This window comes from Micromonospora fulviviridis (assembly GCF_014648395.1).
Classification (GTDB): Bacteria; Actinomycetota; Actinomycetes; order Mycobacteriales; family Micromonosporaceae; genus Micromonospora; species Micromonospora fulviviridis.
Genome location: NZ_BMRA01000005.1, coordinates 401,236 through 425,760 on the forward strand (window position 1 = coordinate 401,236; position 24,525 = coordinate 425,760).

Below are 24,525 nucleotides of genomic sequence, written 5' to 3' on the forward strand. Positions count from 1 at the left end.
GACCGTGGAGGGGTGCCTTCACCGGCGCGCCCGCCCCCGAAGCGCCCCATGGCGCACGCCCGCCGGAGGGAACCCGATGCGCACCGTCCTGCGCCGCCCCGACTTCCGACTGCTCTTCGTCGCGCTGCTGGCCAGCATGGCGGCCGAGTCGATCCTGCTGCTGGCCCTGGCCGTCTGGGTCAAGGACCTGACCGGGTCGGACGGCATGGCCGGGGCCACCATCTTCGCCGTCATCGCGCCGATGGCGCTGGCCCCGCTGGTCGGCTGGGTGGTCGACCGCTGCCGCCGCCGGCCCTTCTTCGTGGCCGCCAACCTGGGCACGGCCGTGCTGCTCTGCCCGCTCTTCGCGGTCCACGACCGTGCCGACGTCTGGGTGATCTACGTGGTGGCGGCCCTCTACGGGCTGTCGTACATCACGTTGAGCGCGGTGCTCAGCGGCCTGATCCGGCACCTCGTGCCGAGCGAGCTGCTGGCCGACGCCAACGGGGTGCTCCAGACCGTCCGGCAGGGACTGCGGCTGGTCGGCCCGCTGGCCGGGGCCGGGCTCTACGCCGCGGTCGGCGGCTGGCTGCTGGTCGCCCTGGCCATGACCGGCTTCCTCACCGCCGCGGCGGTGGTCGGCCTGCTCCGGGTCACCGAGACCACGCCGGCCCGCTCCGCGCGCCGCTGGCCGGCCGGGCTGGGCGCCGGGCTGCGGCACCTGGCCGGCGACCCCGCGCTGCGCCGGGCCCTGCTCGGGTACGGGCTGGGCTCGCTGATGATGGGCTTCACCGAGTCGCTGATCTTCGCGTACGTCGACCTGGGGCTGGGCCGGGACGCCGCGTTCGTCGGCGTGCTCGTCACCGTGCAGGGGGTCGGCGGGCTGGTCGGCGGGTTCTTCTCGGCCGCCGTGGTGCGCCGGGCCGGTGAGGTCGGTGCGCTCGCCGCCGGGGTGAGCTTCTTCGGGCCGGCCGCGCTGGCGCTCGCGTACCCCCGGCTCTGGCTCGGCGTGGTGGCGCTGCTGCTGGCCGGGGTCTCCCTGCCGCTGACCATGGTCGGGCTGAACACGCTCATCCAGCGGCGGACCCCGCCGGGGCTGCTGGGCCGGGTCGCCGCCGCCGCGGAGGCGGTGGTCAGCGGCCCGCAGGCGGTCTCCATCGGGGCCGGCGCGCTGCTCGTCGGCGTCTTCGACTACCGCCTGCTCTTCGCCCTGGTCGGGGTGACCACCACGGCCGCCGGCCTCTACCTCTGGCGCGGCCGCCGGCTCACCGCGCCCCGGCCCGTCCTGGTCCACGTCCCGGCCCCGCGCCGCCCGCTCGACCACGAGGTGCTCGCCGCGACCCGCCGTCGCCGGGCGCCGTGAGACGCGACGAGCGGCCGCCCCGTCGGGACGGCCGCTCGTGGCAGGGTGCGGTCGGGTCAGCCGGGGAGGCTGGCCAGGTGCTGCTTGACCTGGGTGATCGAGGGGTTGGTCAGGGCGGTGCCGTCGTCGAACCGCAGCGTCGGGACGGTCTGGTTGCCGCCGTTGACGCTCATCACGAACTCCGCGGCCTTCGTGTCCTGCTCGATGTCGACCACCTCGTACGCGATGCCCTCCCGGTCGAGCTGCGACTTCAGCCGGTGGCAGTAGCCGCACCACGGGGTGGAATACATCGTCAACATGGTCAGGTCCTCCAAGGGGTGGCTCGCGCCCGGTCCGATCAGGCCAGGCTAACCGCTGCAACATCGGCGGAGGCTGGAATGATTCCTGGCTGTGGTGGTTCACTCAGCGGCGGAACGGGTGCTGGCCGGCCTGGACCCGGAGCAGCGGTCCGCGGTGACCGCCCCGGCCGGCCCGGTCTGCATCCTGGCCGGCGCCGGGACCGGCAAGACCCGGGCGGTGACGTCCCGGATCGCCCACCGCGCGCTCACCGGCGACATCTCCGCCCGGCATGTGCTGGCGGTCACCTTCACGGCCCGCGCCGCCGCCGAGATGCGGGCGCGTCTCACCGGGCTGGGTGTGGCCGGTGTCCAGGCCCGCACCTTCCACGCCGCCGCGCTGCGCCAGGTCCGCTACTTCGCGCCCCGGCTGCTGGAGGGGCGGGCCATGCCCGAGTTGCTGGACAGCAAGGTCCGGGTGGTGACCCTGGCCGCCGCCAAGGTGGGCCTGCGGGCCGACCGGGCCGCCGCGCGCGACCTGGCCGGCGAGATCGAGTGGGCCAAGTCGTCGCTGGTCGAGCCGGGTGAGTACGTGGTGGCCGCGGCCAAGGCGCTGCGTGAGACCCCGTACGAGCCGGCCAAGGTGGCCGAGGTCTTCGCCGCGTACGAGCGGCTCAAGCGCGGCAACGGGGTGATCGACTTCGAGGACATGCTGCGCGCCGCGGTCTGGGGGATCGAGGAGCACGCCGACGTCGCCGAGCAGGTCCGCGGGCAGTACCGGCACCTCGTGGTCGACGAGTACCAGGACGTCAACCCGCTCCAGCAGCGGCTGCTGGACGCCTGGCTCGGCGGCCGGGACGACCTCACCGTGGTCGGCGACGCCAGCCAGACCATCTACTCGTTCACCGGGGCGACCTCCTCCTACCTGGTCGACTTCCCGCGGCGCTACCGGAGCGCCACGGTGGTCCGGCTGGTCCGCGACTACCGCTCCACCCCGCAGGTGGTCGGGCTGGCCAACGCGGTGATCTCCCAGGCCCGGGGCGCCGAGGCGCGGCTCCGGCTGGAGCTGCACGGCCAGCGCCCGCCCGGCCCGGAACCCGAGTTGCGGATCTTCACCGACGAGCCGGCCGAGGCCAACGCGGTCGCCGCCCGCTGCCGGGCGCTGATCGACGGGGGGACCCCGGCCCGGGAGATCGCGGTGCTGTTTCGCACCAACGCGCAGTCCGAGGCGTACGAGAAGGCGCTCACCGAGGCCGCCGTGCCGTACGTGGTGCAGGGGGCGGAGCGCTTCTTCGAGCGCCCCGAGGTGCGCCAGGCGATGATCGCGCTGCGCGCCGCCACCCGGTCCATCCCGGGGGAGACGCCGCTGCCGGCCGCCGTCGTGGAGGGGCTCGCCGCGGTCGGCTGGGCGCCGGACGCGCCCCCGGCCGGCGGGGCCGCGCGCGAGCGCTGGGAGGCGCTCGCCGCCCTGGTCCAGCTCGCCGAGGAGTACGCGGCCACGCCGGAGGTGGTGCCGATCGGCGAGGCCGTCGCGATCGAGCGCCCGGTCACCCTCAGCGACTTCAACGAGGAGCTGGCCCGGCGGGCCACCCAGCAGCACGTGCCCACCGTGGAGGGGGTGACGCTGGCCTCGCTGCACTCGGCCAAGGGCCTGGAGTGGGACGCCGTCTTCCTGGTCGGCCTGGCCGAGGGCACCCTGCCCACCACGTACGCGAAGACCCCCGAGCAGGTCGAGGAGGAGCGGCGCCTGCTCTACGTCGGGATCACCCGGGCGCGGGAGTGGCTCTGGCTGTCGTACGCGGCGGCCCGCTCGCCCGGCGGCCGGGCCCGGCGGCCGTCCCGGTTCCTGCCGCAGCTGGACCGCTCCGGCGGCGGCGAGCGGGCCGGCGCGGGCGCGGCCCGGCGCACCGAGCGGCGGCGCCCCCAGGTGGTCTCCTGCCGGATCTGCGGCGCCACCCTGCTCGCCGGGGCGGACCGGAAGCTGGGCCGCTGCCCGACCTGTCCGTCCGACCTGGACGAGGAGCTGTACGAGCGGCTGCGCGAGTGGCGGCAGCGGGTGGCGGGCGCGCAAAAGGTGCCGGCGTACGTGGTCTTCACCGACGCCACGCTCACCGCGCTGGCCGAGCGGAAGCCGGGCCGCACCGAGGAGCTGATCGCGATCGCCGGGATCGGGCCCCGCAAACTGGGACTTTATGGCGATACGGTGCTGGCCCTGGTGGCCGGTGCGGGGGTGGACGAGGTCTGCCCGCAGAAAAGTTTCGAAATCTAGCCGTAAATCGTTTGCCCTCGCCCCGAGGCGAGGAATAGCCTCAGGACACACCTCGCGAGCGGCGCCATTCTGGCTGCTCACGGGGGATGAGTCCATGGTCGGCACGAGGAACGTTGAGGGAGGTGGCACCCGTGGAGATCTTCACCTATGAGCGTCCGGCGGCGATGCCAGCTGCCTGCGCTCCGCTGTCGTCCGTCCGGGTGGCCCTTGCCGCTCGACCGTCGGCTCCGCAGGTGCACCAGGTCCCGGTTCAGGCCGAGCTGAACCTGACCGTCGCGCCGCTGGCGGAGATCGAGGGGACCAGTGGCTTCACGGGCATGGGCATCGGTGGCTTCAAGAAGCGCACGGATGTCCGCGGCGTTCCACCTCGAGGTAGACCGGTCTGATCCAGACCACCGGCTCACCTCGAGGCCGCGGAACCCGCACACCGGGATCCGCGGCCTCAGTTTTTTTGCACCGCCGTAGTGCCGAAGCAATGCGATCCACGAGATCGAAGTGAGAGAGAGGTGACCGGAGGATGAGTCTGGCGTTGGCCCCACTCGACGTGAGCGTCGAGGTGGAGGCGAACCTGCCCTGCCGGAAGTTCGACCCCGACCTGTGGTTCTCCGACTCGCCTGCCGAGCTCGAGCTGGCCAAGTCGCTCTGCGGGGACTGCCCGCTGCGCGTCGAGTGCCTCGCCGGCGCGGTGGAGCGGGCCGAGCCCTGGGGCGTCTGGGGCGGCGAGATCTTCGAGCGTGGCGCGGTCGTCCCGCGCAAGCGGCCCCGTGGCCGTCCGCGCAAGGAGGACCTCGCCCGTGACGCCCAGCTCCGGGTCGAGGCGGAGGCGCGACTGGCGGCCAGTGGGCTGTCCGAGTCGCGTAGCGCCGTCCGGCTGGCAGCCTGACACAACCCCGTTCCAACGTCCCCGCCGGTGATCCTCACCGGCCGCGAGAAAGCCGAAACCATGCTGCACCTGCCGAATGGAACCGAAATGCAACTACTCCACGAAGCGTTGTCCCGGGCTCGAATGCGCCGGCCTCAGGCTGGCACCACCACGAGCACTGAGGCAACCCGTTCCGCCCGTACCGTCGCCATGCGCAGCCGTAGCAAGTCGGCTCGCGACCTGGGCGTTCTCTAGATCCCTACACCACGGAAGGGGCGGTGACCGGATGGTCACCGCCCCTTCGGCGTGCGCGTCGGTCAGCTCACCGGGGCGAAGCCGGGCAGCCAGCGCTCCAGGATGGCCCGGTAGGGCGCCTTCGCCTCCAACTGGCAGAGCACCCCGATCGAGCCCAGCGTCACCCGGTGGATCATCAGGTATGACGGCGGCAGGTTGAGCTGCCGGCTGAGCTGGTAGGTGGGGGAGCGCGGACTGGCCAGCCGGGCCGCCTCGCCGCGCAGCCAGGCCCGGGTGAACCGGAACTCGTCCGCGGCGATCGGCTCCAGCATCGGCCGGAGGAAGTCCAGCACCCCCTCGGCGTCGATCGGCTCCGTGGGGCTGACGAAACCCTCGTCGCGCAGCCCGGCCACCACCGCGTCCGCGTCGCCGCGCAACGCCAGCGCGGCGATCCGGCCGATCGGCTCGGGAGTGCCCTCCGGCATCCGGGCCACCGCGCCGAAGTCGATCACGCCGAGCCGGCCGTCCGGGAGCAGCCGGAAGTTGCCCGGGTGCGGGTCGGCGTGCAGCAGCCCGGCCCGCATGGGCGCGGAGAGGTGCAGCTCGGCCATCAGCCGCCCGGCCTCGTCGCGCTGCTCCTCCGTGCCCTCCCGGATGATCTGCGACAGCGGGGTGCCCTCGACCCACTCGGTGATCAGCACCCGGGGCGCGGCGTCGAGCACCTCCGGGATGTAGATGTCCGGATCGTCGGCGTACGCGGCGGCGAAGGCGCGCTGCGACTCGGCCTCCAGCTCGTAGTCCAGTTCCTCGGTGATCCGCTCGCGCAGCTCGGCCAGGAGCGGCTTGACGTCCAGCCCGGGCTGGATAGCCCGGAACATGCCGCCCAGCCGGGAGAGCTGCTTCAGGTCGGCGAGCAGGGCGTCCCCGGCACCCGGGTACTGGATCTTCACGGCCACGTCCCGGTGCCGCGGGCCGCCGTTCGGCCCGTACCCCGGGTCGCGCCAGACCGCGCGGTGCACCTGGCCGATGCTGGCCGCGGCGGCCGGGGTGTCGTTGAACTCCACGAACCGGTCCCGCCAGTCCGGCCCGAGCTGCTCGGCGAGCACCTTGTGCACGGTCGCCGCGGGCAGCGGCGGGGCGGCCTCCTGGAGCTTGGTGAGCGCCTGCCGGTAGGGGGCGGCGATCTCCTCCGGCAGTGCCGCCTCGAAGACCGACAGGGCCTGACCGAACTTCATCGCCCCGCCCTTGAGCTGCCCGAGCACGCTGAACAGCTGCTCGGCGGTGCGCTGCTGGATCTCGGCGGAGATGACGTCGGACGCGAGCCCGGTGACCCGCTTGCCCATGCCGAGGACGGTCCGACCGGCGAAGCCGAGCGGCAGAGCGGCGAGCTTGGCGGTCCGGGACACGGCCCGGCGCGGGATGTCGGTCACCCGGTCATTGTTACCGACTCGGGGGGCCCGCTGCTGCTGTGCGGCCGGGAGCGGGCGCGCCCGACCGGATCGGGCGACGCCCCGAGCACCCGCAGGAGGGGTGCGGCGGCCACCGGCGGTGCCGGAAGCGGCCGGGTGCCGGAATCTCGACGGCGCAGCCGAGGGTCTCCGGGGTGCCCCCGTCGAGCTGCGTCAACGCCTCGGCCGCCGCGTACGCCGTCGCCGCCAGCCGGGTGGTGGCCGCGCAGGCCCGATCGCCGTCGTCGGTCGCGAGCTGGGCGGCGAGCGCCGGCCACTCCGGGTCGCGGTCCGTCCGGTGCAGGTCGAGGCAGCGCAGGCAGGGGCCCACCGGCGGGCGGACCAGCGGGCCGATCACCGGCACGCCGCCGCGCAGGTCGAGCAGGAGATGAGGCTGGCGGCGCCGCGCGTACCCGGCGGCGAGGAGGGCCGCCGGGCGGTCCGCGCCGAGCTGGACCACCAGGTCGGCCCGTTCCGGCCGGAGCGGACCGGTCGCCGTGCCGGGCGCGCACCGGGCCAGCGCCGCGCGCACCGCCGGCGCCAGCGGACGGCCCAGCTCCGGGCTGGTGAGGCCGGTCCCGACCAGGTCACCCGGGCGGACCGCGCCGGCAAGTTCGGGTACGACGTGCCCGACGCCCGCCTGCGCCAGCGCGACGGCCACCGCCGCGCCGAGCCGGCCGGCCCCGGTGACCAGCACACGGGCCGCCCGGCGGCGGCGCAGCAGCCGGGCCGGCGTGCCGGGCAGGGCCGGCGCGGCCAGGGCCAGGGCCTCGGCCTCCCCGGTGAGCCGGGCCCGGACCGGCCCGGTGAGGTCGCGGGGGAGCAGGCTCTGCGCGGGTACGACGAGACCGGCGGCCCGGAGCGTGTCGAGCAGCACCCGAGCCTCGGCCGGGGGCACCCGCGCGGCGGTGGCGGCGGTGAGCACGGCCCGCTCGCTCCGGGTGCCGTCCAGCAGGTCGAGCAGGCGGGCGGCGCCCGGGCTGGTCACCTCGAGCAGCACGGCCCGGCCGGGTTCGACCCCGAGCTGGAGGGTGTGCCGGTCCCGCCAGAGCCGGGTGAGGCCGGGCAGAAGTGTCGGACGGGCGAGGGGCATCGGGTCGCTCACACCACGAATCGTGACCGTGTCCGCGCTCTCCGTCGATCGTTGTCCACAGGTGCGCCGGGCCGTGGCCAGCGTTGTCCACAGGAAATCCCGGGTTGTCCACAACTCACGGGTAACCGGTGTCGGGTACGCGACGGGGGAGGGGCGGCCACCGCCACCCCTCCCCCGTGCGACCCGGACGGGTCAGACCTTGGCCTTGCCCAGGATGCGGTTCACTGTTGTGCCGCACACCGGGCACTTGCCCTTGGCCATGTTCATGCCGGTCTTCGAGACCTCCACGCGTCCCTCGAAGTCCCGCTTCTCCTTGCACTTCACGCAGTAACCGTTGTAGGTCTGGGCCTGGTCGGCCACGGTAGCCCTCCTCGTCTCGTCCGCCGGACGCCTCCGGCGGGTTTCCCTGCGGCGGGCCACGGGTGGCTCCGGCGCCGGGGGGTTCTCCGCGGCCACTCACGTGACCGCTGGTTGGCGGACCCTACCCAGGTCTGGGCGGTTCCATGTCAGCTGTGCGTCGACTCTGTGAGGAAGTCGACGACGAGAGTGTGCATGCCGAGTACGTCGGATAAGTCAGTTTGGCGGGGACACGCCGGGTGAATCCCCTCAGATCCCCCTTCGGGCGGCCCCCGACGCGACAGTCCGTCGTAGATCACCTAACGTTGACAGGGCCCCGCAGGTGATGGTCAACTGCCGCCGCAAAGAAATTTTTCGGGACTCCTGACGACCAACCGCCATTTTCCGGGCGCGTGTCGTCGTGTTGACTCTTGCGGACCCCTGGTCAGTACGCATTAGCTTTCCCTCGTGACAGTCATCCGAGGCTGCGCGGACCAGTGATGGCCGGGACGCGGAAGCCCGTCGTCGAAGTACGGCGCAGCCAGCGCCGGCGGCGCACGGTGTCCGCGTACCGCGACGGGGAGCGCGTCGTGGTGCTCATCCCCGACCAGTTCTCCCGCGCCGAGGAGAGCGAGTGGGTCGACCGGATGCTGGCCCGACTCGCCGCCCGTGAAGGCCGGCTCGCCCGCTCCGACGCCGAACTGCTGGCCCGGGCCGCCCGACTGATCAACCTCTACCTGCCCGAGCACGGGCCGGCCGCCGCCCCGGCCAGCGTGCGCTGGGTCACCAACCAGAACGGCCGCTGGGGTTCCTGCACCCCCGCCGACCGCACCATCCGGATCTCCCACCGGATCCAGGACATGCCCGACTGGGTGATCGACTACGTGCTGCTGCACGAGCTGGCGCACCTCGTGGTGCCCAGCCACAACGCCGAGTTCTGGGCCCTGGTCGGCCGCTACCCGAAGACGGAGCGCGCCCGCGGCTACCTGGAGGGCGTAGCCGCCACCTCCGGCGTCCCCCTGACGGACTGACCCCCCGCCCTCCCCGCAGTCCCGCCGTTCCGCAGCCCCCGCCCCTCAGCTCGCTGATCATGAGGTTGGCTGCGTGGTTCGCCCCTTTTGTTGCGGCCAACTCCATGATCGAGCCGCGGGCTGGCGGATCTTGGCGGGTTGCCGTTCGGTGCGAACGGTAAGTCGCCAAGATCGGGAGCGGGTGAGGGTGAGCCGGTGGATGCGGCCGTTCGGCGTGGGGGCAGGCGATGGCGGGTGAAGGTCGCGACGGATGCTGAGGCCGGCGGTGAGTGGAACGCCATGTGTGTCTCGCGGCGCCTGACACACCCATGGCGTTCCACCGACGGTGACGCGGGGGTGGTGGACGGCCGGTGGCGGGAGCCGGCATGTGGAGTCGCGCGGATGGGCGCCGCCGCACGGTCGCGGCGGGGACGGTCACGTGGACCTGTCACGTGAATCGCGCCGACGGGCGCCGCCGCATGGTCGGGGCGGGCGGGGCGGCGGGTTAGGGTCCTCGGGTGGTCCGACGTGTGGTGGTGGCGTTGCTCGCGCCGGTGGGCTGGACGCCGCCGGGGATCGATCCGGCCCGGTGGCGCAGCGCGCTCGCCGAAGACGTGGTGGACCTGCTGGCAACGCTGAACGAGGTGGAGACCGCCGTTGCCGTGACGCCCGAGGACCGCTGGCTGGCCGACGCGGTGGTCTGGCCCGGCACGGCCGTGCACGAGGTGCCCCGTCCGACCGTCGACGCGGTGTTCGCCGCGCTGACCGGCTACGACCAGGCGGCCGTGGTGGTCGCCGACGCGCCCGACGTGCCGGGGCTCACCCTCGGCAAGCTGCTCCGGCCGCTGTCCAGCCGCCCGGTGGCCGTGGCCCCGGTGGAGGGGAGCGGGGCGGGGCTGCTCGGAGTGGCCGCCCGGCTGCCCGTGCCGGAGTGGTTGCCGGCGCTGGACCTGGACACCGCCGCGCCGGGCGAGGTGCGTGCCGCCGCACCTCGCCCGGGAGACGTGGCGGTAACCGCGGGCTGGCGCCGGCTGCGCGGCCCGGCCGACCTGGCCAGCCTCGACCCCGCCTTCGAGGGGTGGGAGGCCACCCGCGCCCTACTCTCCGGCCAGCCCGGCTGACCCCTGGGGCGTTTCGAGCGCAGGATGACCGACTCCGCCGTGGCCCGGTACGGCAGGCGCTGACCGCTGCGCCGGTGGCAGCAGAGCGGGGGCAGGGCAGGCGCTGGCCGTTGCGTCGAAGGCGGCAGAGCGGGAGTGGGGGTGAACGCGTCGGGGCCCGCACGAGCACTCGTGCGGGCCCCGGCGACGTGCGGCGTCAGGACTTGTCGTCGTCCTCGCCCGGGGCCTGTTCCTCCGGTGCGCCGGGCGCCGTGAAGTCGAAGTTCGCCAGCTCCTCGTCCAGGTCGCTGGTGGTCGCGGCGAACGCCTCCGGGTTGGCGAAGTCGTCGTCCGAGGGGAGCAGGTCCGGGTGGCCCCAGACCGCGTCCCGGCCGGCGATCCCGCGGTGCTCGGTGAGCGCCGACCAGAGCACGGTTGCCTCGCGCAGCCGGCGCGGCCGCAGCTCCAGGCCGACCAGGGCGGCGAAGGTCTGCTCGGCCGGACCGCCGGCGGCCCGGCGGCGGCGGAACGCCTCGCCGAGGCGTACCACGTTGGGCAGCCGGTCACCCGCGGCGCTGTCCACCACGTGGCACACCCAGCCCTCGACCAGGGCGAGCACGGTCTCCAGCCGGGCCAGCGACGCCTTCTGCGCCGGGGTGTCCTCCGGAGTGAAGATGCCCTCCAGGGCGATCGCCTGCATCGACTCCGGGTCGGTCGGGTCGACCCGGCCCATCGCCTCCTCGATCGCCTCCCGGTTGACCCGGATGCCGGCGGCGTAGTTCTCCACCGCGGCGAGCACGTGCCCGCGCAGCCACGGGACGTGCTGGAAGAGCCGCTGGTGGGCGGCCTCGCGCAGGGCCACGTAGAGGCGTACCTCGTCCTCGGGCAGTTCCAGGCCCTCGCCGTACGCCCGGATGTTGGCCGGGATGAGCGCGGCGGTGCCGGCCGGGCCGAGCGGCAGGCCGATGTCACCGGCGGAGAGCACCTCGGCGGCGAGCGAGCCGAGCGCCTGGCCGAGCTGGCCGCCGAAGAGCGCGCCGCCCAGCGTGGCGACCATCGACTGCATCGGGCCGAGCTGGGCCCGGGCCTCCGGCGGCACCAGGTCGCCCATGGCGCCGACCATCCGGCTGGCCACCGGGTCGCAGAGCTTGCGCCACACGTCGAGGGTCTTGTAGATCCACTCGTTGCGGTTCCAGGCGACCGAGGTGCGGATGCCGGAGGGCCACGAGGTGGCCGGCTCCAGCCAGAGGTCGGCGATGCGCAGCGCCTCCTCCACCGCGTTGCGTTCGAACGGCGAGACCGCCGGGTCGCCGGCGGCGGCGAGCTGGCTGGCGGCCACCTGCCGGGCGAGGTCCCAGTTGACCGGCCCGCTGCCCGGCGCGGAGAGCAGGTGCTGCAACTGCGACATGAACTGCTGCATCTGCGCGGGATCGTTGGGGTCTGGTGGTTGCCCACCCGGGAGCGCGAAGCCGAACGGAATATCAGGCACGACGTCTACGGTACGCGGGCCGCGCCGCAGGTCGTGCGCGTCGGCGTTCCGCTGAGGGCGAAGTCCGGCGGTCACCGCGCCGGACGTTCCGGGCCGGATCGGTACGCTCTGGCGCATGAGACGTCGCGGCGTGACCGTACTCCTCGGTGCACTGCTCACCGCCCTGCTCAGCGTCGGCGTGCTGAGCGTGCCCATCCCGTACGTGGTGCTCGGTCCCGGTCCGACCGTGAACACCCTGGGCAGTGCGGACGGCAAGGAGATCATCCAGGTCACCGGCCGGTCGACGTCCACCTCCGCCGGGCAGCTCCGGCTCACCACGGTCGGCGTGCAGCCCACCGTCCGGCTCCGGTCGGCGCTGGCCGGCTGGTTCTCGAAGGACGAGGCGGTGGTGCCGCGCGAGCTGGTCTACCCGCCGGGGGAGTCGCAGGAGGAGGTCGAGCAGCGCAACGCCGAGGACTTCCAGAACTCGCAGACCAGCGCCGAGACGGCGGCCCTGCGCGAACTGGGCTACCCGATCCGGGTGCTGGTGAAGACGGTCACCGCGGGCGGCCCGTCGGTCGACGTGCTCAAGCCCAACGACGTGATCACCTCGGTCGACGACCAGCCGGTGACCAGCGCGGCCCGGCTCACCGAGCTGATCCGGGCCAAGCCGGCCGGCACCAGGCTGAAGATCGGCTACACCCGGGCCGGGGCGCCGGCCACCGCCACGGTGACCAGCCGCGAGCAGGACGGCCGGCCGCGCATCGGCGTCGAGATCGACCAGCAGCAGCCGCACCCGTTCACCCTCAAGATCGACCTCGGTGACATCGGCGGGCCCAGCGCCGGGCTGATGTTCGCGCTGGGCATCATCGACAAGCTGGAGCCGGCCGACCTGACCGGCGGGAAGGTCATCGCCGGCACCGGCACCATCGACGACGAGGGCCGGGTCGGCCCGATCGGCGGCATCGCGCAGAAGCTGGTCGGCGCGAAGGAGGCCGGGGCGAAGGTCTTTCTGGTGCCCGCCGACAACTGCGCCGAGGCGGTCCGCAACCCGCAGCCCGACCTGCCGCTGCTCCGGGTGGCGACGCTGGACGACGCGTTGGCGGCGCTGGAGAAGCTGCGCGCGGGAGGGCAGCCGGCCCGCTGCTGAGCGGCCCCGCGAGGGGTCACCGGACGATCGTGACGTGACCTTGACCCGAGGTGTTCAGCAAGACCCCGTACTCTGGGTGCCTGGTCGGAGCCGATCACATCGAGCGTGCGGAGCCAACAGTGGTCATGCGTAGCAGCCCCCTTCCGAGGATGAGCCGGCGCGGGCGCGTCACCATCGGGGTCCTGATCGGGGTGTTCGTGTTCTTCACCCTGCTCGGGTGGGGGGTCAACGCGTGGACCGACTGGCTCTGGTTCGACGAGGTCCGCTACACCCAGGTCTTCACCGGCGTGCTGGCCACGCGGCTGCTGCTGTTCCTGGTGATCGGGCTGGGCATGGCGGCGATCATCGCCGGCAACCTCTGGCTGGCCTACCGGGTACGGCCGCAGCTGCGCCCGCACTCCGCCGAGCAGGCCACCCTGGAGCGCTACCGGATGCTGCTGAGCCCCCGGCTCGGCACCTGGATCGCCCTGGCCGCCGCGGTCATCGGGCTCTTCGCCGGCCTCTCCGCGCAGAGCCGGTGGAGCCAGTGGCTGCTGTTCCGCAACGGTGGCAGCTTCGGCGTGAAGGACCCGGAGTTCGGCATCGACGTCGGCTTCTACGTGTTCCAGCTGCCGTTCTGGCGCTACCTGCTCGGCGTCGGCTTCACCGCGGTGGTGCTCGCCCTGCTCGGCGCGCTGGCCGTGCACTACATCTTCGGCGGGGTGCGGCTCCAGGGCGTCGGTGACCGGATGACCAACGCGGCCCGGGCCCACCTCAGCTCGCTGGTCGCGGTCTTCGTGGTGCTCAAGGCCATCGCGTACGTGCTGGACCAGCGGGCCATGCTGCTGGAGTACAACGAGGGCGCCAAGCTCTACGGCGCCGGCTACGCCGACATCAACGCGCTGCTCCCCGCGAAGGAGATCCTCGCCTGGATCGCCGTGGTGGTGGCCGTCGCGATCATCGTGTTCTCCAACGCGTGGATGCGGAACCTGGTCTGGCCCGGCATCGCGCTCGCCCTGCTCGGCGTCTCGGCCGTGGCGATCGGCGGCATCTACCCGTGGGCCGTGCAGACCTTCGAGGTCAAGCCGAGCGCCCGGGACAAGGAGGCGCCGTACATCGAGCGCAGCATCGAGGCGACCAGGGCCGCGTTCGGCCTGACCGGCACGAAGAGCACCGGGTACGCGGCGAGCAACCTCATCCCGCCGGCCAGCCTGGCCACCGACACCTCCGTGGTGCAGAACGTCCGCCTGCTCGACCCGCAGCTGGTCTCGGAGACGTACACCCAGCTCCAGCAGGTCCGGGGCTTCTACGACTTCGGCCCGAAGCTGGACATCGACCGGTACGCGGCGGGCGGCAAGACCTCCGACTACGTGGTCGGCGTCCGCGAGATCAACTACGGCGAGCTGACCCAGAACAACTGGATCAACCGGCACACCGTCTTCACCCACGGGTACGGCCTCGTCGGCGCGCCGGCCAACCAGGTGGTCTGCGGCGGCCAGCCCTACTTCGTCTCCGGCTTCCTCGGGGAGAAGGCGCAGGAGGCGTGCTCCTCGCAGACCGAGCAGATCCCGGCCCAGCAGCCGCGGATCTACTACGGCGAGCGGATGGAGGCGGACGACTACGCGATCGTCGGGCAGACCGGGGACCGGAACGTCGAGTTCGACCGCCCGACCTCGACCGGCGGCGAGCAGTACTACACCTACACCGGCGAGGGCGGCGTCGAGATCGGCTCGTTCACCCGGCGGCTGCTCTACGCCATCAAGGAGCAGGAGTCGAACTTCCTCCTCTCCGAGGCGGTCAACGACGACTCGAAGCTGCTCTACGTGCGTAACCCGCGGGACCGGGTGGAGAAGGTCGCGCCGTTCCTCACCCTCGACGGGGACCCGTACCCGGCGGTGGTGAACGGTCGGGTCCTCTGGATCATCGACGGCTACACCACCGCGGCGACCTACCCGTACGCCGAGCGGGTCAACCTGCAGGCCGAGACGGCCGACGAGCTGACCGGGCGGGGCACCTTCCAGTTGGCCCGGGAGAACGTCAACTACATCCGGAACTCGGTGAAGGCGACCGTCGACGCGTACGACGGCACGGTCAAGCTCTACCAGTTCGACGACACCGACCCGGTGCTCAAGGCGTGGAACAAGGCGTTCGGCGGCGAACTGGTGCTGCCCAAGGGCGACATCCCGCCGGAGCTGGCCGAGCACTTCCGCTACCCGGCCGACCTGTTCAAGGTGCAGCGAAACCTGCTCACCAAGTTCCACGTGACCGACCCGGGCGACTTCTACTCCGGCCAGGACTTCTGGCAGGTGCCGAACGTGCCGGACGCGCCGGACAGCGGGCAGAAGCAGCCGCCGTACTACCTGTTCACCCAGTTCCCGGGGCAGGAGTCGCCGCGCTTCCAGCTCACCGCCGCGGTCACCCCGAACGGGCGGCAGAACCTCGCCGCGCTCGTCTCCGGGTCGTACGTCGACGGCCGGCCGCAACTGGAGGTGCTGGAGCTGCCGGACCAGACCCGGATCTCCGGGCCGACGCAGGTGCACCAGCAGATGACCAACAACGGCGACATCCGGCAGCAGCTCAACCTGCTCTCCTCCAACCAGGCGCAGGTGCAGTACGGCAACCTGCTGTCGCTGCCCTTCGCCGACGGGATGCTCTACGTCGAGCCGGTCTACGTGAAGAGCAGCAACCAGGACGCGTACCCGCTGCTGCAGAAGGTGCTGCTCTCCTACGGCGACGGCGGCTCGTACGTGGTGCTCGCCAACAACCTGAGTGACGGCATCAAGCAGCTCGTCGAGCAGGGCAAGCGGGCGGCCGCCGGCAACCCGCCGCCGAGCACCGGCGACAAGCCGCCGACGACCGGCGGCACGTCCCCACCGGTGCTCACCGGCGAGCTGGCTGAGGCGGCCGGCAAGGTGCAGAGCGCCATCGCCGAGGTGAAGGCCGCGCAGGCGTCCGGCGACTTCGAGCGGTACGGGCGGGCGCTGAAGGCGCTGGACGAGGCGATGGCCGCGTTCCAGCAGGCCCAGGCGGCGGCCAACCCGTCGCCCGGCGCCGGCCCGAGCGGCAGCCCGTCCGCGTCGCCACCGGCCTCGCCCTCGTCCTCGCCGTCACCGAACGGCTGACGCCGAGCCGACCACGCGAGCCCGTGGTCCGTGACCCGTAGCGGTCCGGACCACGGGCTCGTGTCGTGAACCGGACGGAACACCCGCAACCCGGCCCCCGCTTCCACCGTCATCAGAGCAGGTGGGGCGACAGGGAGGCGGGAGCCACGATGCGCGACGCGAACAGCTTCGACGACTTCTACCGCAGCACGTCGGGGCGGGCGCTCCGGTACGGCCGCGCCGTGGCCGACGACGCCGGCGAGGCCCAGGACCTCGTCCAGGAGGCGTACGCCCGGGCCTGGCGGCAGTGGGGGAAGCTGGCCGCCCACCCCGCGCCCGAGGCCTGGCTGCGGCTGGTGATCAACCGGCTGGCCACCGACCGCTGGCGGCGGCTGCGCGGCTGGCGTCTCGCGGCCAGCCGCACCGGCCCGCCAGACGACGTGGGGCCGCCGGGTGAGGACACCGTGCTGCTGGTCGGGGCGCTCCGGCAGCTGCCGGCCCGGCACCGGCAGGCGCTCGCCCTGCACTACCTGCTCGACCTGTCGGTGGAGGAGATCGCCCGGGAGACCGGTGTTCCCACCGGCACCGTGAAGTCCTGGCTGTCCCGGGGCCGGGCCCGGCTGGCCGAGCTGCTGCCCGGCGTGGCCGCCGAGGAGCTGGAGGTGAATGATGTCGCGTGACCTGAACGGGCTCTACCGGGCGCTCGCCGCCGACACCGACGAGCGGGTGCTCCCGGCCCCGGACCGCGTCCGCCGGCGGGCCGACCGCCGGGCCCGGCGGCGGGCCGCGTTCGGAGCGCTGACCGTCGCCGTGCTGGTCGCCGGCACCGCCGCCGGCACGCGGTGGGTGCTCACCGCGGGGCCGGACGTCGATCCGGCGCCAGCCACCACCACCGGCACCCCATCGCCGTCGCCCACCGCGGCCCAGCCTTCGCCGCCGTCGAGCCGGACCCCCTCACCCCCCGCGCGTACCCCGGATGCGCCGCCGAAGACGAGCGCCCGGCCGCCGGACGTCAGCCCGACGAGCATCCCGGACCGGGCCTTTTTCACCCTGGCCGCCGCCAACGACACCGGCATCGGCGACGCGTTCATCCCGGGACCGGTGCTGCCGAAGCTCTGTGGTGCCACGCCCGGCGAGTCGGGGATTGTCACCCGCCGCGCTCGCAGCCTGGCGTTCAAGCTGGCCGACACCCCGAAGGGGTACGTCCCGGACGGAAGCTACCGGCACAGCATCACCGTCTACCGGCCCGGGCGGGCCGACGACGCGCTCGCCGACCTGCGCCAGGCCGTGCGTGACTGTCCGACCCAGCCGGGGACGGACGGTGGCGAGGGCCTGACCTCGACCCAGCGGCTGCTGCCGGACGCCGGCTACGGCGACGAGTCGGTGCTGTTGGAGGTTCGCCGCCCCGCCACGGACTACGAGGGCGCGCCGGCGGTGAAGGAGGTCGTCCGGTTGGTCCGCGCGGTGCGGATCGGCAACGTGGTGACGGTGCTCTGGGAGCAGGGCTGGGAGGGGACGTCCAGCCCGCGGTCACAGCTCGACAAGGACAGCCGACGCGCGGTGCTGGCGATCCGCGACTGGTTGCGCTGACTGCGCCCCGGGCCCGTTTTGCGGGTCCGGGGCCTCGTACGCTACGGTTAACGAGCCGACGCGGGGTGGAGCAGCTCGGTAGCTCGCTGGGCTCATAACCCAGAGGTCGCAGGTTCAAATCCTGTCCCCGCTACTCGTCACGAAGGGCCCCGGAGTTCACTCCGGGGCCCTTCGTCGTGCCGGGGGCGCCGCTCGGCGACGGTGACCCTCGCCACCCGCGGGATCGGGGAACCCGGCTGATCTCCACGGCGGACATGGGATAGGCTGTGAAAGCCGACGCGGGGTGGAGCAGCTCGGTAGCTCGCTGGGCTCATAACCCAGAGGTCGCAGGTTCAAATCCTGTCCCCGCTACTCGTCGCGAAAGGCCCCGGAGTTCGCTCCGGGGCCTTTCGCCGTTTCCGGATGTCATGATCCGGACCGTCCGTCCTGCCCCGGTTGCGCTTCTCGGCGAGGATGGGGGCATGTCGGGATGGAACAGATGGTGGGGCCGCCTCAGCGCGGTCCTCGGTGCGGTCGTGCTCTCGGTGTTCGTGCCGGTCGCGGCCTGGGCCTCCACGGGTACCGGCGAGCTGGTGGTGGAGGCCGCCCGGCGGCGGTCCCGGGGAGGCGGCTTCGGCTTCCTCGGGCTGCTCTGCTGCCTGGCGGTGGTCGTGGTGATCGTGCTACTGGTGCTGCGCCTGATGCGCGGCCGGCGCGGCGGTCCGCCGCGCTGACGCGACCGGTCCGCCCGCCGCGCCCCGGGCGCGGCGGGCGGCGGTCACTCGGCCAGGGCCGCGGTCGCCTGGGCCATGAACCGCGAGGTCGCCGTCCGGGCGCCCGAGCGCTTGGCGCGGATGCTCTCGGCCGCGTCGATGAGCAGGGTACGCACCTTGGCGTGCCCTTTCGGCGGCGGCGCGGGCGCCGGCCCGGTCAGCTCGTCCAGTTCGCTGCCGAGGGCCACCACCCGCTTCTCGGTCCGGTCGGTGACGCCGTCGACGACGAACGTGCGGACCGGGACGGCGGCGTTCAGGCCGCGCTCGATGCCGAGGATCCGGCCGGCCGCCACGTTGGTGGTCAGGAAGTTGATCACGTCGACCACCACACCCGGGTGGCGGCTGCCGCGGAAGGCGGACCAGTACACGGACGCCCGGGGCCACTGTGCCGCGGGGGTGCCCGGGAACGCGGTCAGCCCCAGCTCGTCGTCGGTGAGCCGTTGCAGCTCCGGCAACTGGTGGGACCAGGCGAACGACGCGGCCGCGTGGCCGGTGACCACGAGCTGACGGGCCAACTCCCCGCTGTCGGCCTGCTCCACCAGCGCGGCGCCCGGGGTGGCCCGGTCGTGGCGGGCGACCTCCCAGAACTCGAACCAGTCGAGCAGCTCGGCGGAGCTGAACCCGAGCTGCCGTCCCTGGTACAGCTCGCTGCCCTGACCGCGCAGCCAGAGCCAGAGCGCCCGGTAGTCGCCGGACGGGTCCATGGTGCCGGCCACCCGGTTGTCGGAGGCGCGGGTGACCCGGGCGGCCCAGCGCGCGTACTCCCGCCACGACATGCCGGTGCGCGGCTCGGGCTGCCGCAGCCGGCGCAGCAGGTCCCGGTTGTAGACCAGCGCGGCGGTGGTCTGCGCCGCGGGCACCGCCACGGTCCGCTCGTCCACCTGGCCGTAGCGGGCCAGCTGTTCGGGCAGGCCGCGCAGGTCGAGCCGGTTGTCGGCCACGTAGGCGCTGAGGTCGAGGACGATCTGCCGGCGGGCGTACTCGGTGAGCAGGGTGTCGTCGATCTGGAACAGGTCGGGCACGTTGCCGCCGGTGGCCTGGGTGGCCAGCCGGTCGTAGTAACCGGTCAGCCCCTGCCAGGTCACCCGGAAGCTGACCCGGGGGTTCTGCTGGGAGTAGAGGCGCAGCGCCTTCTCGGTGGCCTCGGCCCGCCGGGCCCCGCCCCACCAGAACACCGACAGCTCGATCGGGCCGTCCTCGGCCGGGGTCTCCTCCTCCGGGCCGCATCCGGACAGCCCGGCGGCGAGCAGCGGCAGCCCGGTCAGCGCGCCGAGCAACCGCCGCCGGTCGACGCCGGGGCGGAGTACGGACTGCGGTGCGCGCACGGGTTTCTCCGGGGGTGCGGGCGGCTGCTGCGGACGGATCATTTACACAGGCACCGGGCGGGGGTGTCAACGCCGGTGCGGACGGGACGGCCGGTGGCCGCACCGAGCGCCGCTCCCACCCATGGTGTACTAGCGCCGTGGAACTTCTGCATTCGGGCAAGGTTCGGGACGTCTACGCCGACGGCGAGGACCTGATCCTGGTCGCCTCCGACCGCATCTCCATCTACGACGTGGCGCTGCCGACCCCGATCCCGGACAAGGGCCGCCTGCTCACCGCGTTGTCGCTGTGGTGGTTCGAGCAGCTGGCCGACCTCGTGCCGAATCACGTCATCTCCGCCACCGACGTGCCGGCGGAGTTCGCCGGCCGGGCGATCCGCTGCCAGCGGCTGGACATGGTCCAGGTCGAGTGCGTCGCCCGCGGCTACCTGACCGGCGGTGGCCTCGCCGAGTACCGGCGCACCGGCGCCGTCTCCGGTGTCGAGCTGCCCCGCGGCCTGGTGGAGGCGTCGATCCTGCCCGAGCCGATCTTCACCCCGTCGACCAAGGCGCCCAAGGGCGAGCACGACGAGCCGATCACGTACGCCGAGGTGGTCGACAAGGTGGGCGCGGAGACCGCCGAGCGGCTGCGGCAGATCACCATCGACGTCTACCGGCGGGGCGCGGAGATCGCCGCCGACCGGGGCATCCTGATCGCCGACACCAAGATCGAGCTGGGTTGGGCGCCGGACGGGACCCTGGTCCTCGCCGACGAGCTGCTCACCTCCGACTCGTCCCGGTTCTGGCCGGCCGAGTCGTACCAGCCCGGCCGCGCCCAGTTCTCCTTCGACAAGCAGTACGTGCGCGACTGGGCCACCGACAGCGGCTGGGACAAGCAATCGCCCGCCCCCGAGGTGCCCGCCGAGGTGGTCGAGGCGACCCGGGCCCGCTACGTCGAGGTCTACGAGAAGCTCACCGGCAACCGCTGGGACTGAGCGTCACTCCACCCAGTCGAGGGTGCGCTGCACGGCCTTGCGCCAGTTGCGCAGCTCCCGCTCCCGGTGCGCCGGGTCCATCTCCGGCGTCCACTGCGCGTCCGACCGCCACTGCGCGCGCAGCGTGCCCAGGTCGGGCCAGAAGCCGACCGCCAGGCCGGCCGCGTACGCGGCGCCGAGGCAGGTGGTCTCGGTGATCCGGGAGCGGACCACCGGCACGTCGAGGACGTCGGCCAGGCACTGCATGAGCAGGTTGTTGCCGGTCATCCCGCCGTCCACCCGCAGCCGGCGCAGCGCCACGTCGGAATCGGCGTTCATCGCGTCGACGACCTCGCGGGTCTGCCAGGCCGACGCCTCCAGCACGGCCCGGGCCAGGTGCCCCTTGGTGATGTAGCCGGTCAGCCCGGCGATGACCCCGCGGGCGTCGCTGCGCCAGTGCGGAGCGAACAACCCGGAGAAGGCCGGCACCACGTAGCAGCCGCCGTTGTCGTCGACCGTGCGGGCCAGCTCCTCGACCTCGGGGGCGGTGGAGATCAGGCCGAGGTTGTCGCGCAGCCACTGCACCAGCGAGCCGGTGACCGCGATCGCGCCCTCCAGGGCGTACACGGCGGGGTGGCCGTCGATCCGGTAGGCCACCGTCGTGAGCAGGCCGTGCCCGGAGGGGACCGGGCTGGCGCCGGTGTTGAGCAGCAGGAAACTGCCGGTGCCGTAGGTGCACTTGGCCTCGCCGGGCTGGAAGCAGGTCTGCCCGAACAGGGCGGCCTGCTGGTCGCCGAGCGCGCTGGCCACCGGCACCCCGGCGAGCACCCCGTCGGCGGTGCCGTAGACCTCGGCGGAGCAGCGGATCTCGGGCAGCATCGCGGCCGGGATGCGCAGCGCGTCGAGCAGTTCGGGATCCCAGTCCAGGGTCTCCAGGTCCATGAGCATCGTGCGGCTGGCGTTTGTCACGTCGGTGACGTGCCGCCCGGTGAGCTTCCAGATGAGCCAGCTGTCCATGGTGCCGAAGAGCACCTCGCCCCGCTCGGCCCGGTCACGCAGCCCGTTGACGTGGTCGAGCAGCCAGCGCAGCTTCGGGCCGGCGAAGTAGGTGGCCAGGGTCAGGCCGGTGCGGGCGCGCAGCCGCTCCTCGTCGTACGCCTCGGCCAGCTCGCGCAGCAGCGGCCCGGTGCGGGTGTCCTGCCAGACGATCGCGTTGGCCACCGGCCGGCCGGTGGTCCGGTCCCAGACCACGGTGGTCTCGCGCTGGTTGGTGATGCCCACCGCGGCCAGCCCGTCCGGCCCGGTGCCGGCGGCGGCGAGCGCCTCCAGCACCACCTGCTGGACGTTGGCCCAGATCTCCTCGGCGTCGTGCTCCACCCAGCCCGGTCGCGGGAAGATCTGCCGGTGTTCGCGCTGGGCCACGGAGACGATCTCCCCGGCCCGGTCGAAGACGATGCACCGCGAGGAGGTGGTGCCCTGATCGATGGCGACGACGAACTCTCCGGTCACGGCAGCACCGTACCCGCCGCGAGCGTCCGGCGCCTCTCCCCGATCCACCCGTACGATCAACAGACGTGCGTGACATTGCCGTGTTCAGCGGGACCGCCCACCCGGAACTCGCCGCCGAGATCTGTGCCCACCTCGACGTTCCCCTGCACCCGGTCCGGGTGTCCCGGTTCGCCAACGACTGCCTCGAGGTGCAGTTGCAGGCGAACTGCCGGGAGCGGGACGTCTTCCTCATCCAGCCGCTGGTGCCGCCGGTGCAGGAGCATCTGGTCGAGCTGCTGCTCATGATCGACGCAGCCCGTGGCGCGTCCGCGGGCCGGATCACCGTGGTGCTGCCGCACTACGCGTACGCCCGGTCGGACAAGAAGGACGCCCCGCGCATCTCGATCGGCGGCCGGCTGGTCGCCGACCTGCTCACCTCGGCCGGCGCGCACCGGGTGCTCGCCATGACCCTGCACTCGCCGCAGGTGCACGGCTTCTTCAGCGTCCCGGTGGACCACCTGCACGCGCTGCGCGAGCTGGCCGCCCACTTCAGGGGCCGGGACCTGAGCAACACCGTGGTGGTCTCGCCGGACCTGGGCAACGCCAAGGAGGCGGCGGCGTTCGCCCGGATGCTCGGCACGCCGGTCGCGGCCGGCGCGAAGCAGCGGTTCAGCGACGACCGGGTGCAGATCAGCGCGATCATCGGCGACGTGGCGGACCGGGACGTCATCGTGCTGGACGACGAGATCGCCAAGGGCAGCACGGTGATCGAGCTGATGAGCCACCTGCGCGAGCGGAAGGTCCGCTCGATCCGGCTGGCCTGCACCCACGGCCTCTTCTCCAGCGGCGCGCTGAAGCGGCTGAGCGAGCAGGACGGGGTGCTGGAGGTGGTCTGCACCAACACGGTGCCGATCCCGGAGGAGAAGCGGGTGCCGAAGCTGGAGGTGCTCTCGGTGGCGCCGGCCCTGGCCGAGGCGATGCGGCGGATCCACAACGGCGAGTCGGTGAGCGCCCTCTTCGGCTGAGGCCGCCGGGGGGCGGCCGGGTCAGCCGTCGGCCGGCTGCTTGACGTGCCGGGCGGCCAGCGCCGTGGTGATCCGGACGATCGTGCCGGCCTCGCCGGTCTCCACCGCCATGGTGTCGCTGAGCTCCCGGGCCAGCCAGAGGCCCCAGCCGCCGGCGGTGTCCGGGGCGGGCCGGGCGCGGTCGCCGAGCCGCTGCGCGCTGATTCCGTGGCCGTGGTCGGCGACCTCGCAGACCAGTTCGCCGGCGCGGCGCCACAGCCGCAGCCGGCCCTGGCCGCCGCCGTGCCGCACCGCGTTGGTGATCAGCTCGTTGACCGCCAGCACGAAGTCGTCCAGCTGCTGGCCGGCCAGCCCCGCCGCGTGCGCGCAGGAGGTGACCGAGTGTCGTAGCTCGGTCACCTGGGCCTGGTCGAAGGCCTCGGCGATGAGGAGGGAATGTTCGATGGGCACAACCGTACGCGGTGCGGGGGGTTCTGGAGTTGTCATGGCCCCGTCCCGGCGCTGGATCTTGGTCATTTTCGCGGCATTTCCACCGTACGTCAGGGTTTCCCGCACCGCACCCTCGGCCCAGTGGTGCGCGGCTGTGGCAGGGTGTCGCGCATGCCGTCGTCCCCGGAGGGCCTGGAGGTCCCGCTCTGGCGGTCCATCGCGGTGTTCCGCTTCGCCTCGCTGGCGTACGTGGGGCTGCTGGTCCTCCGCGACGCCGACCGCTACGCGCACCCGGTCGCCGCCGGCGGCGTACTCCTGGGAATGCTGGCCTGGACCGGGGCGACCACGGCCGGTTACCGGCGCCCGGCGGGCCGGCGCTGGCCGCTGCTCCTGGCCGACCTCGGCGTGGTGCTGGCGATCATGCTGGCCACGCCGTGGGTGGTCGGCCGCGCGGCACTCGCCGCCGGCGTGCCCACCCTGACCGTCGCCTGGCTGGCCGGGCCGGTGCTGGCCTGGGCCGTCTCCGGCGGCCGGCGGCGCGGCGCGGTGGCCGCGCTGGTGCTCGGCGGGGCCGACCTGGCCACCCGGGAGCGGATCGGTCAGTCCTCGCTCACCGGGGTGATCCTCCTGCTGCTCGCCGGGGTGGTGGTGGGGCACGTGGCCCGGCTGGCCGTGGAGGCCGAGGCGCGGCTGCAACGGGCGGTGGAGCTGGAGGCGGCCACCCGGGAGCGGGAGCGGTTGGCCCGGGACATCCACGACTCGGTGCTGCAGGTGCTGGCGCTGGTCCGGCGGCGCGGCGCCGACCTGGACGGCGAGGCCGCCGAGCTGGCCCGGCTGGCCGGCGAGCAGGAGGCCGCGCTGCGCACGCTGATCGGCCGGGCGGGCGCCGCGCCGGACGGGGCGGGCGACGCCCGGGACCTGCGCGACCTGCTCGACCGGTACGCCTCGACGACCGTGCAGGTGGCCGCGCCGGCCACCCCGGTGCCGCTGCCCGCGGGGGTGGCCGGCGAACTGGCCGCCGCGGTCGGGGCGGCCCTGGACAACGTGACCCGGCACGCCGGCGGGCGGGCCTGGGTGCTGATCGAGGACGAGGGGGAGACGGTGACCGTCTCGGTACGCGACGAGGGCCCGGGAATCCCGGACGGGCGGCTGGCCGAGGCCGCCGCGCAGGGCCGGCTCGGGGTGGCGCAGTCCATCCGGGGCCGGGTGGCCGACCTGGGCGGCGAGGTACGCATCGTCTCCGCCCCGGGCACCGGCACCGAGATCGAGCTGACCGTGCCGCGGGGTGACCGGTGAGCA

General features: G+C 73.3%; 22 protein-coding genes and 2 tRNA genes. 16 read left to right on the plus strand and 8 right to left on the minus strand.

Annotated features, from left to right (window positions below; genetic code table 11):
* The first annotated feature begins 76 nt into the window (after positions 1-76).
* Positions 77-1,342, plus strand: a complete 1,266-nt coding sequence (locus tag IEY96_RS16030; protein ID WP_189195596.1) for an MFS transporter — start codon at positions 77-79, stop codon at positions 1,340-1,342.
* A gap of 56 nt (positions 1,343-1,398) precedes the next feature.
* Here IEY96_RS16030 and IEY96_RS16035 read toward each other — a convergent pair whose 3' ends face one another.
* Positions 1,399-1,641: a mycoredoxin gene (locus tag IEY96_RS16035; protein WP_189195597.1), complete on the minus strand. Its 243-nt coding sequence runs from the start codon at positions 1,639-1,641 to the stop codon at positions 1,399-1,401.
* 91 nt (positions 1,642-1,732) lie between these two features.
* Between IEY96_RS16035 and IEY96_RS16040 the strand changes: the two genes are divergently transcribed.
* The 3 genes from IEY96_RS16040 (at position 1,733) to IEY96_RS16050 (ending at position 4,769) form a co-directional block, all read left to right on the plus strand.
* Positions 1,733-3,886 (plus strand): ATP-dependent DNA helicase UvrD2, encoded by a 2,154-nt coding sequence (locus IEY96_RS16040; protein WP_189195598.1) that lies wholly within the window; start codon positions 1,733-1,735, stop codon positions 3,884-3,886.
* A gap of 131 nt (positions 3,887-4,017) precedes the next feature.
* On the plus strand, positions 4,018-4,272 hold the full coding sequence (locus tag IEY96_RS16045; protein WP_189195599.1) for a hypothetical protein: 255 nt from the start codon (positions 4,018-4,020) through the stop codon (positions 4,270-4,272).
* Positions 4,273-4,403: 131 nt separating this feature from the next.
* The gene (locus tag IEY96_RS16050) at positions 4,404-4,769 is read left to right on the plus strand and encodes a WhiB family transcriptional regulator (protein ID WP_073828771.1); all 366 of its coding nucleotides are present in this window, start codon (positions 4,404-4,406) and stop codon (positions 4,767-4,769) included.
* Between the two features lie 296 nt (positions 4,770-5,065).
* Here IEY96_RS16050 and IEY96_RS16055 read toward each other — a convergent pair whose 3' ends face one another.
* The 3 genes from IEY96_RS16055 to IEY96_RS16065 form a co-directional block, all read right to left on the minus strand.
* Positions 5,066-6,412, minus strand: coding sequence for an ABC1 kinase family protein (locus IEY96_RS16055; RefSeq protein ID WP_189195600.1), 1,347 nt, complete (start codon positions 6,410-6,412; stop codon positions 5,066-5,068).
* A gap of 10 nt (positions 6,413-6,422) precedes the next feature.
* Positions 6,423-7,523, minus strand: coding sequence for a ThiF family adenylyltransferase (locus IEY96_RS16060; protein WP_189195744.1), 1,101 nt, complete (start codon positions 7,521-7,523; stop codon positions 6,423-6,425).
* Positions 7,524-7,715: 192 nt separating this feature from the next.
* Positions 7,716-7,883: a DUF5679 domain-containing protein gene (locus IEY96_RS16065; RefSeq protein ID WP_012014940.1), complete on the minus strand. Its 168-nt coding sequence runs from the start codon at positions 7,881-7,883 to the stop codon at positions 7,716-7,718.
* A gap of 476 nt (positions 7,884-8,359) precedes the next feature.
* Here IEY96_RS16065 and IEY96_RS16070 point away from each other — a divergent pair, with 476 nt between their 5' ends.
* Both IEY96_RS16070 and IEY96_RS16075 read left to right on the plus strand, forming a co-directional pair.
* Positions 8,360-8,890 carry a M48 metallopeptidase family protein gene (locus IEY96_RS16070; protein WP_189195601.1) on the plus strand — a complete coding sequence of 177 codons (531 nt, stop codon included), beginning with the start codon at positions 8,360-8,362 and terminating at the stop codon, positions 8,888-8,890.
* 497 nt (positions 8,891-9,387) lie between these two features.
* The gene (locus IEY96_RS16075) at positions 9,388-9,990 is read left to right on the plus strand and encodes a hypothetical protein (RefSeq protein ID WP_189195602.1); all 603 of its coding nucleotides are present in this window, start codon (positions 9,388-9,390) and stop codon (positions 9,988-9,990) included.
* 196 nt (positions 9,991-10,186) lie between these two features.
* Here IEY96_RS16075 and IEY96_RS16080 read toward each other — a convergent pair whose 3' ends face one another.
* Positions 10,187-11,389, minus strand: a complete 1,203-nt coding sequence (locus IEY96_RS16080; protein ID WP_189195745.1) for a zinc-dependent metalloprotease — start codon at positions 11,387-11,389, stop codon at positions 10,187-10,189.
* 184 nt (positions 11,390-11,573) lie between these two features.
* On the opposite strand from IEY96_RS16080, the gene IEY96_RS16085 reads away from it, so the two are divergent.
* The 7 genes from IEY96_RS16085 to IEY96_RS16115 all read left to right on the plus strand — a co-directional run bounded on the left by IEY96_RS16085 (position 11,574) and on the right by IEY96_RS16115 (position 17,970).
* On the plus strand, positions 11,574-12,587 hold the full coding sequence (locus IEY96_RS16085) for a YlbL family protein (protein ID WP_189195603.1): 1,014 nt from the start codon (positions 11,574-11,576) through the stop codon (positions 12,585-12,587).
* A 125-nt stretch (positions 12,588-12,712) separates the two neighbouring features.
* Positions 12,713-15,688, plus strand: a complete 2,976-nt coding sequence (locus tag IEY96_RS16090) for a UPF0182 family membrane protein (RefSeq protein ID WP_189195604.1) — start codon at positions 12,713-12,715, stop codon at positions 15,686-15,688.
* 149 nt (positions 15,689-15,837) lie between these two features.
* Positions 15,838-16,347: an RNA polymerase sigma factor gene (locus IEY96_RS16095; RefSeq protein ID WP_189195605.1), complete on the plus strand. Its 510-nt coding sequence runs from the start codon at positions 15,838-15,840 to the stop codon at positions 16,345-16,347.
* A complete protein-coding gene (locus IEY96_RS16100; RefSeq protein WP_189195606.1) occupies positions 16,337-17,257 on the plus strand; it encodes a hypothetical protein in 921 nt (306 codons plus the stop codon). The genes IEY96_RS16095 and IEY96_RS16100 overlap by 11 nt, the downstream gene beginning before the upstream one ends.
* 59 nt (positions 17,258-17,316) lie before the next feature.
* Positions 17,317-17,390: transfer RNA gene (locus IEY96_RS16105), tRNA-Met, on the plus strand.
* Between the two features lie 144 nt (positions 17,391-17,534).
* A tRNA-Met gene (locus IEY96_RS16110) sits at positions 17,535-17,608 on the plus strand.
* A gap of 110 nt (positions 17,609-17,718) precedes the next feature.
* On the plus strand, positions 17,719-17,970 hold the full coding sequence (locus tag IEY96_RS16115) for a hypothetical protein (RefSeq protein ID WP_091318445.1): 252 nt from the start codon (positions 17,719-17,721) through the stop codon (positions 17,968-17,970).
* Between the two features lie 44 nt (positions 17,971-18,014).
* Here IEY96_RS16115 and IEY96_RS16120 read toward each other — a convergent pair whose 3' ends face one another.
* Positions 18,015-19,334 carry an ABC transporter substrate-binding protein gene (locus IEY96_RS16120; protein ID WP_189195607.1) on the minus strand — a complete coding sequence of 440 codons (1,320 nt, stop codon included), beginning with the start codon at positions 19,332-19,334 and terminating at the stop codon, positions 18,015-18,017.
* A 137-nt stretch (positions 19,335-19,471) separates the two neighbouring features.
* Here IEY96_RS16120 and IEY96_RS16125 point away from each other — a divergent pair, with 137 nt between their 5' ends.
* Complete coding sequence (locus IEY96_RS16125) at positions 19,472-20,305, plus strand: phosphoribosylaminoimidazolesuccinocarboxamide synthase (protein WP_189195608.1); 834 nt, start codon at positions 19,472-19,474, stop codon at positions 20,303-20,305.
* Positions 20,306-20,308: 3 nt separating this feature from the next.
* Here the strand turns inward: IEY96_RS16125 and glpK are convergent, their stop codons facing one another.
* Positions 20,309-21,793 carry a glycerol kinase GlpK gene (glpK, locus tag IEY96_RS16130; protein ID WP_189195609.1) on the minus strand — a complete coding sequence of 495 codons (1,485 nt, stop codon included), beginning with the start codon at positions 21,791-21,793 and terminating at the stop codon, positions 20,309-20,311.
* A gap of 65 nt (positions 21,794-21,858) precedes the next feature.
* Here glpK and IEY96_RS16135 point away from each other — a divergent pair, with 65 nt between their 5' ends.
* Positions 21,859-22,797, plus strand: a complete 939-nt coding sequence (locus tag IEY96_RS16135) for a ribose-phosphate diphosphokinase (RefSeq protein ID WP_189195610.1) — start codon at positions 21,859-21,861, stop codon at positions 22,795-22,797.
* A gap of 21 nt (positions 22,798-22,818) precedes the next feature.
* Here the strand turns inward: IEY96_RS16135 and IEY96_RS16140 are convergent, their stop codons facing one another.
* Complete coding sequence (locus IEY96_RS16140; RefSeq protein WP_189195611.1) at positions 22,819-23,283, minus strand: ATP-binding protein; 465 nt, start codon at positions 23,281-23,283, stop codon at positions 22,819-22,821.
* Positions 23,284-23,397: 114 nt separating this feature from the next.
* Here IEY96_RS16140 and macS point away from each other — a divergent pair, with 114 nt between their 5' ends.
* A complete protein-coding gene (gene macS, locus IEY96_RS16145; protein WP_189195612.1) occupies positions 23,398-24,522 on the plus strand; it encodes a MacS family sensor histidine kinase in 1,125 nt (374 codons plus the stop codon).
* Positions 24,523-24,525: the final 3 nt, after the last annotated feature.

What these genes read in the sequence shown, in the direction of transcription:
- IEY96_RS16060 (WP_189195744.1), bottom strand. Translation starts at nt 7,523, where the DNA reads ATGCCCCTCGCCCGTCCGACACTTCTGCCCGGCCTCACCCGGCTCTGG.
- IEY96_RS16035 (WP_189195597.1), bottom strand. Translation starts at nt 1,641, where the DNA reads ATGTTGACGATGTATTCCACCCCGTGGTGCGGCTACTGCCACCGGCTG.
- IEY96_RS16085 (WP_189195603.1), top strand. Translation starts at nt 11,574, where the DNA reads ATGAGACGTCGCGGCGTGACCGTACTCCTCGGTGCACTGCTCACCGCC.
- IEY96_RS16070 (WP_189195601.1), top strand. Translation starts at nt 8,360, where the DNA reads ATGGCCGGGACGCGGAAGCCCGTCGTCGAAGTACGGCGCAGCCAGCGC.
- IEY96_RS16095 (WP_189195605.1), top strand. Translation starts at nt 15,838, where the DNA reads ATGCGCGACGCGAACAGCTTCGACGACTTCTACCGCAGCACGTCGGGG.
- macS (WP_189195612.1), top strand. Translation starts at nt 23,398, where the DNA reads ATGCCGTCGTCCCCGGAGGGCCTGGAGGTCCCGCTCTGGCGGTCCATC.
- IEY96_RS16030 (WP_189195596.1), top strand. Translation starts at nt 77, where the DNA reads ATGCGCACCGTCCTGCGCCGCCCCGACTTCCGACTGCTCTTCGTCGCG.
- IEY96_RS16140 (WP_189195611.1), bottom strand. Translation starts at nt 23,283, where the DNA reads ATGACAACTCCAGAACCCCCCGCACCGCGTACGGTTGTGCCCATCGAA.
- IEY96_RS16090 (WP_189195604.1), top strand. Translation starts at nt 12,713, where the DNA reads ATGCGTAGCAGCCCCCTTCCGAGGATGAGCCGGCGCGGGCGCGTCACC.
- IEY96_RS16050 (WP_073828771.1), top strand. Translation starts at nt 4,404, where the DNA reads ATGAGTCTGGCGTTGGCCCCACTCGACGTGAGCGTCGAGGTGGAGGCG.
- IEY96_RS16115 (WP_091318445.1), top strand. Translation starts at nt 17,719, where the DNA reads ATGTCGGGATGGAACAGATGGTGGGGCCGCCTCAGCGCGGTCCTCGGT.
- IEY96_RS16080 (WP_189195745.1), bottom strand. Translation starts at nt 11,389, where the DNA reads ATGCAGCAGTTCATGTCGCAGTTGCAGCACCTGCTCTCCGCGCCGGGC.
- IEY96_RS16100 (WP_189195606.1), top strand. Translation starts at nt 16,337, where the DNA reads ATGTCGCGTGACCTGAACGGGCTCTACCGGGCGCTCGCCGCCGACACC.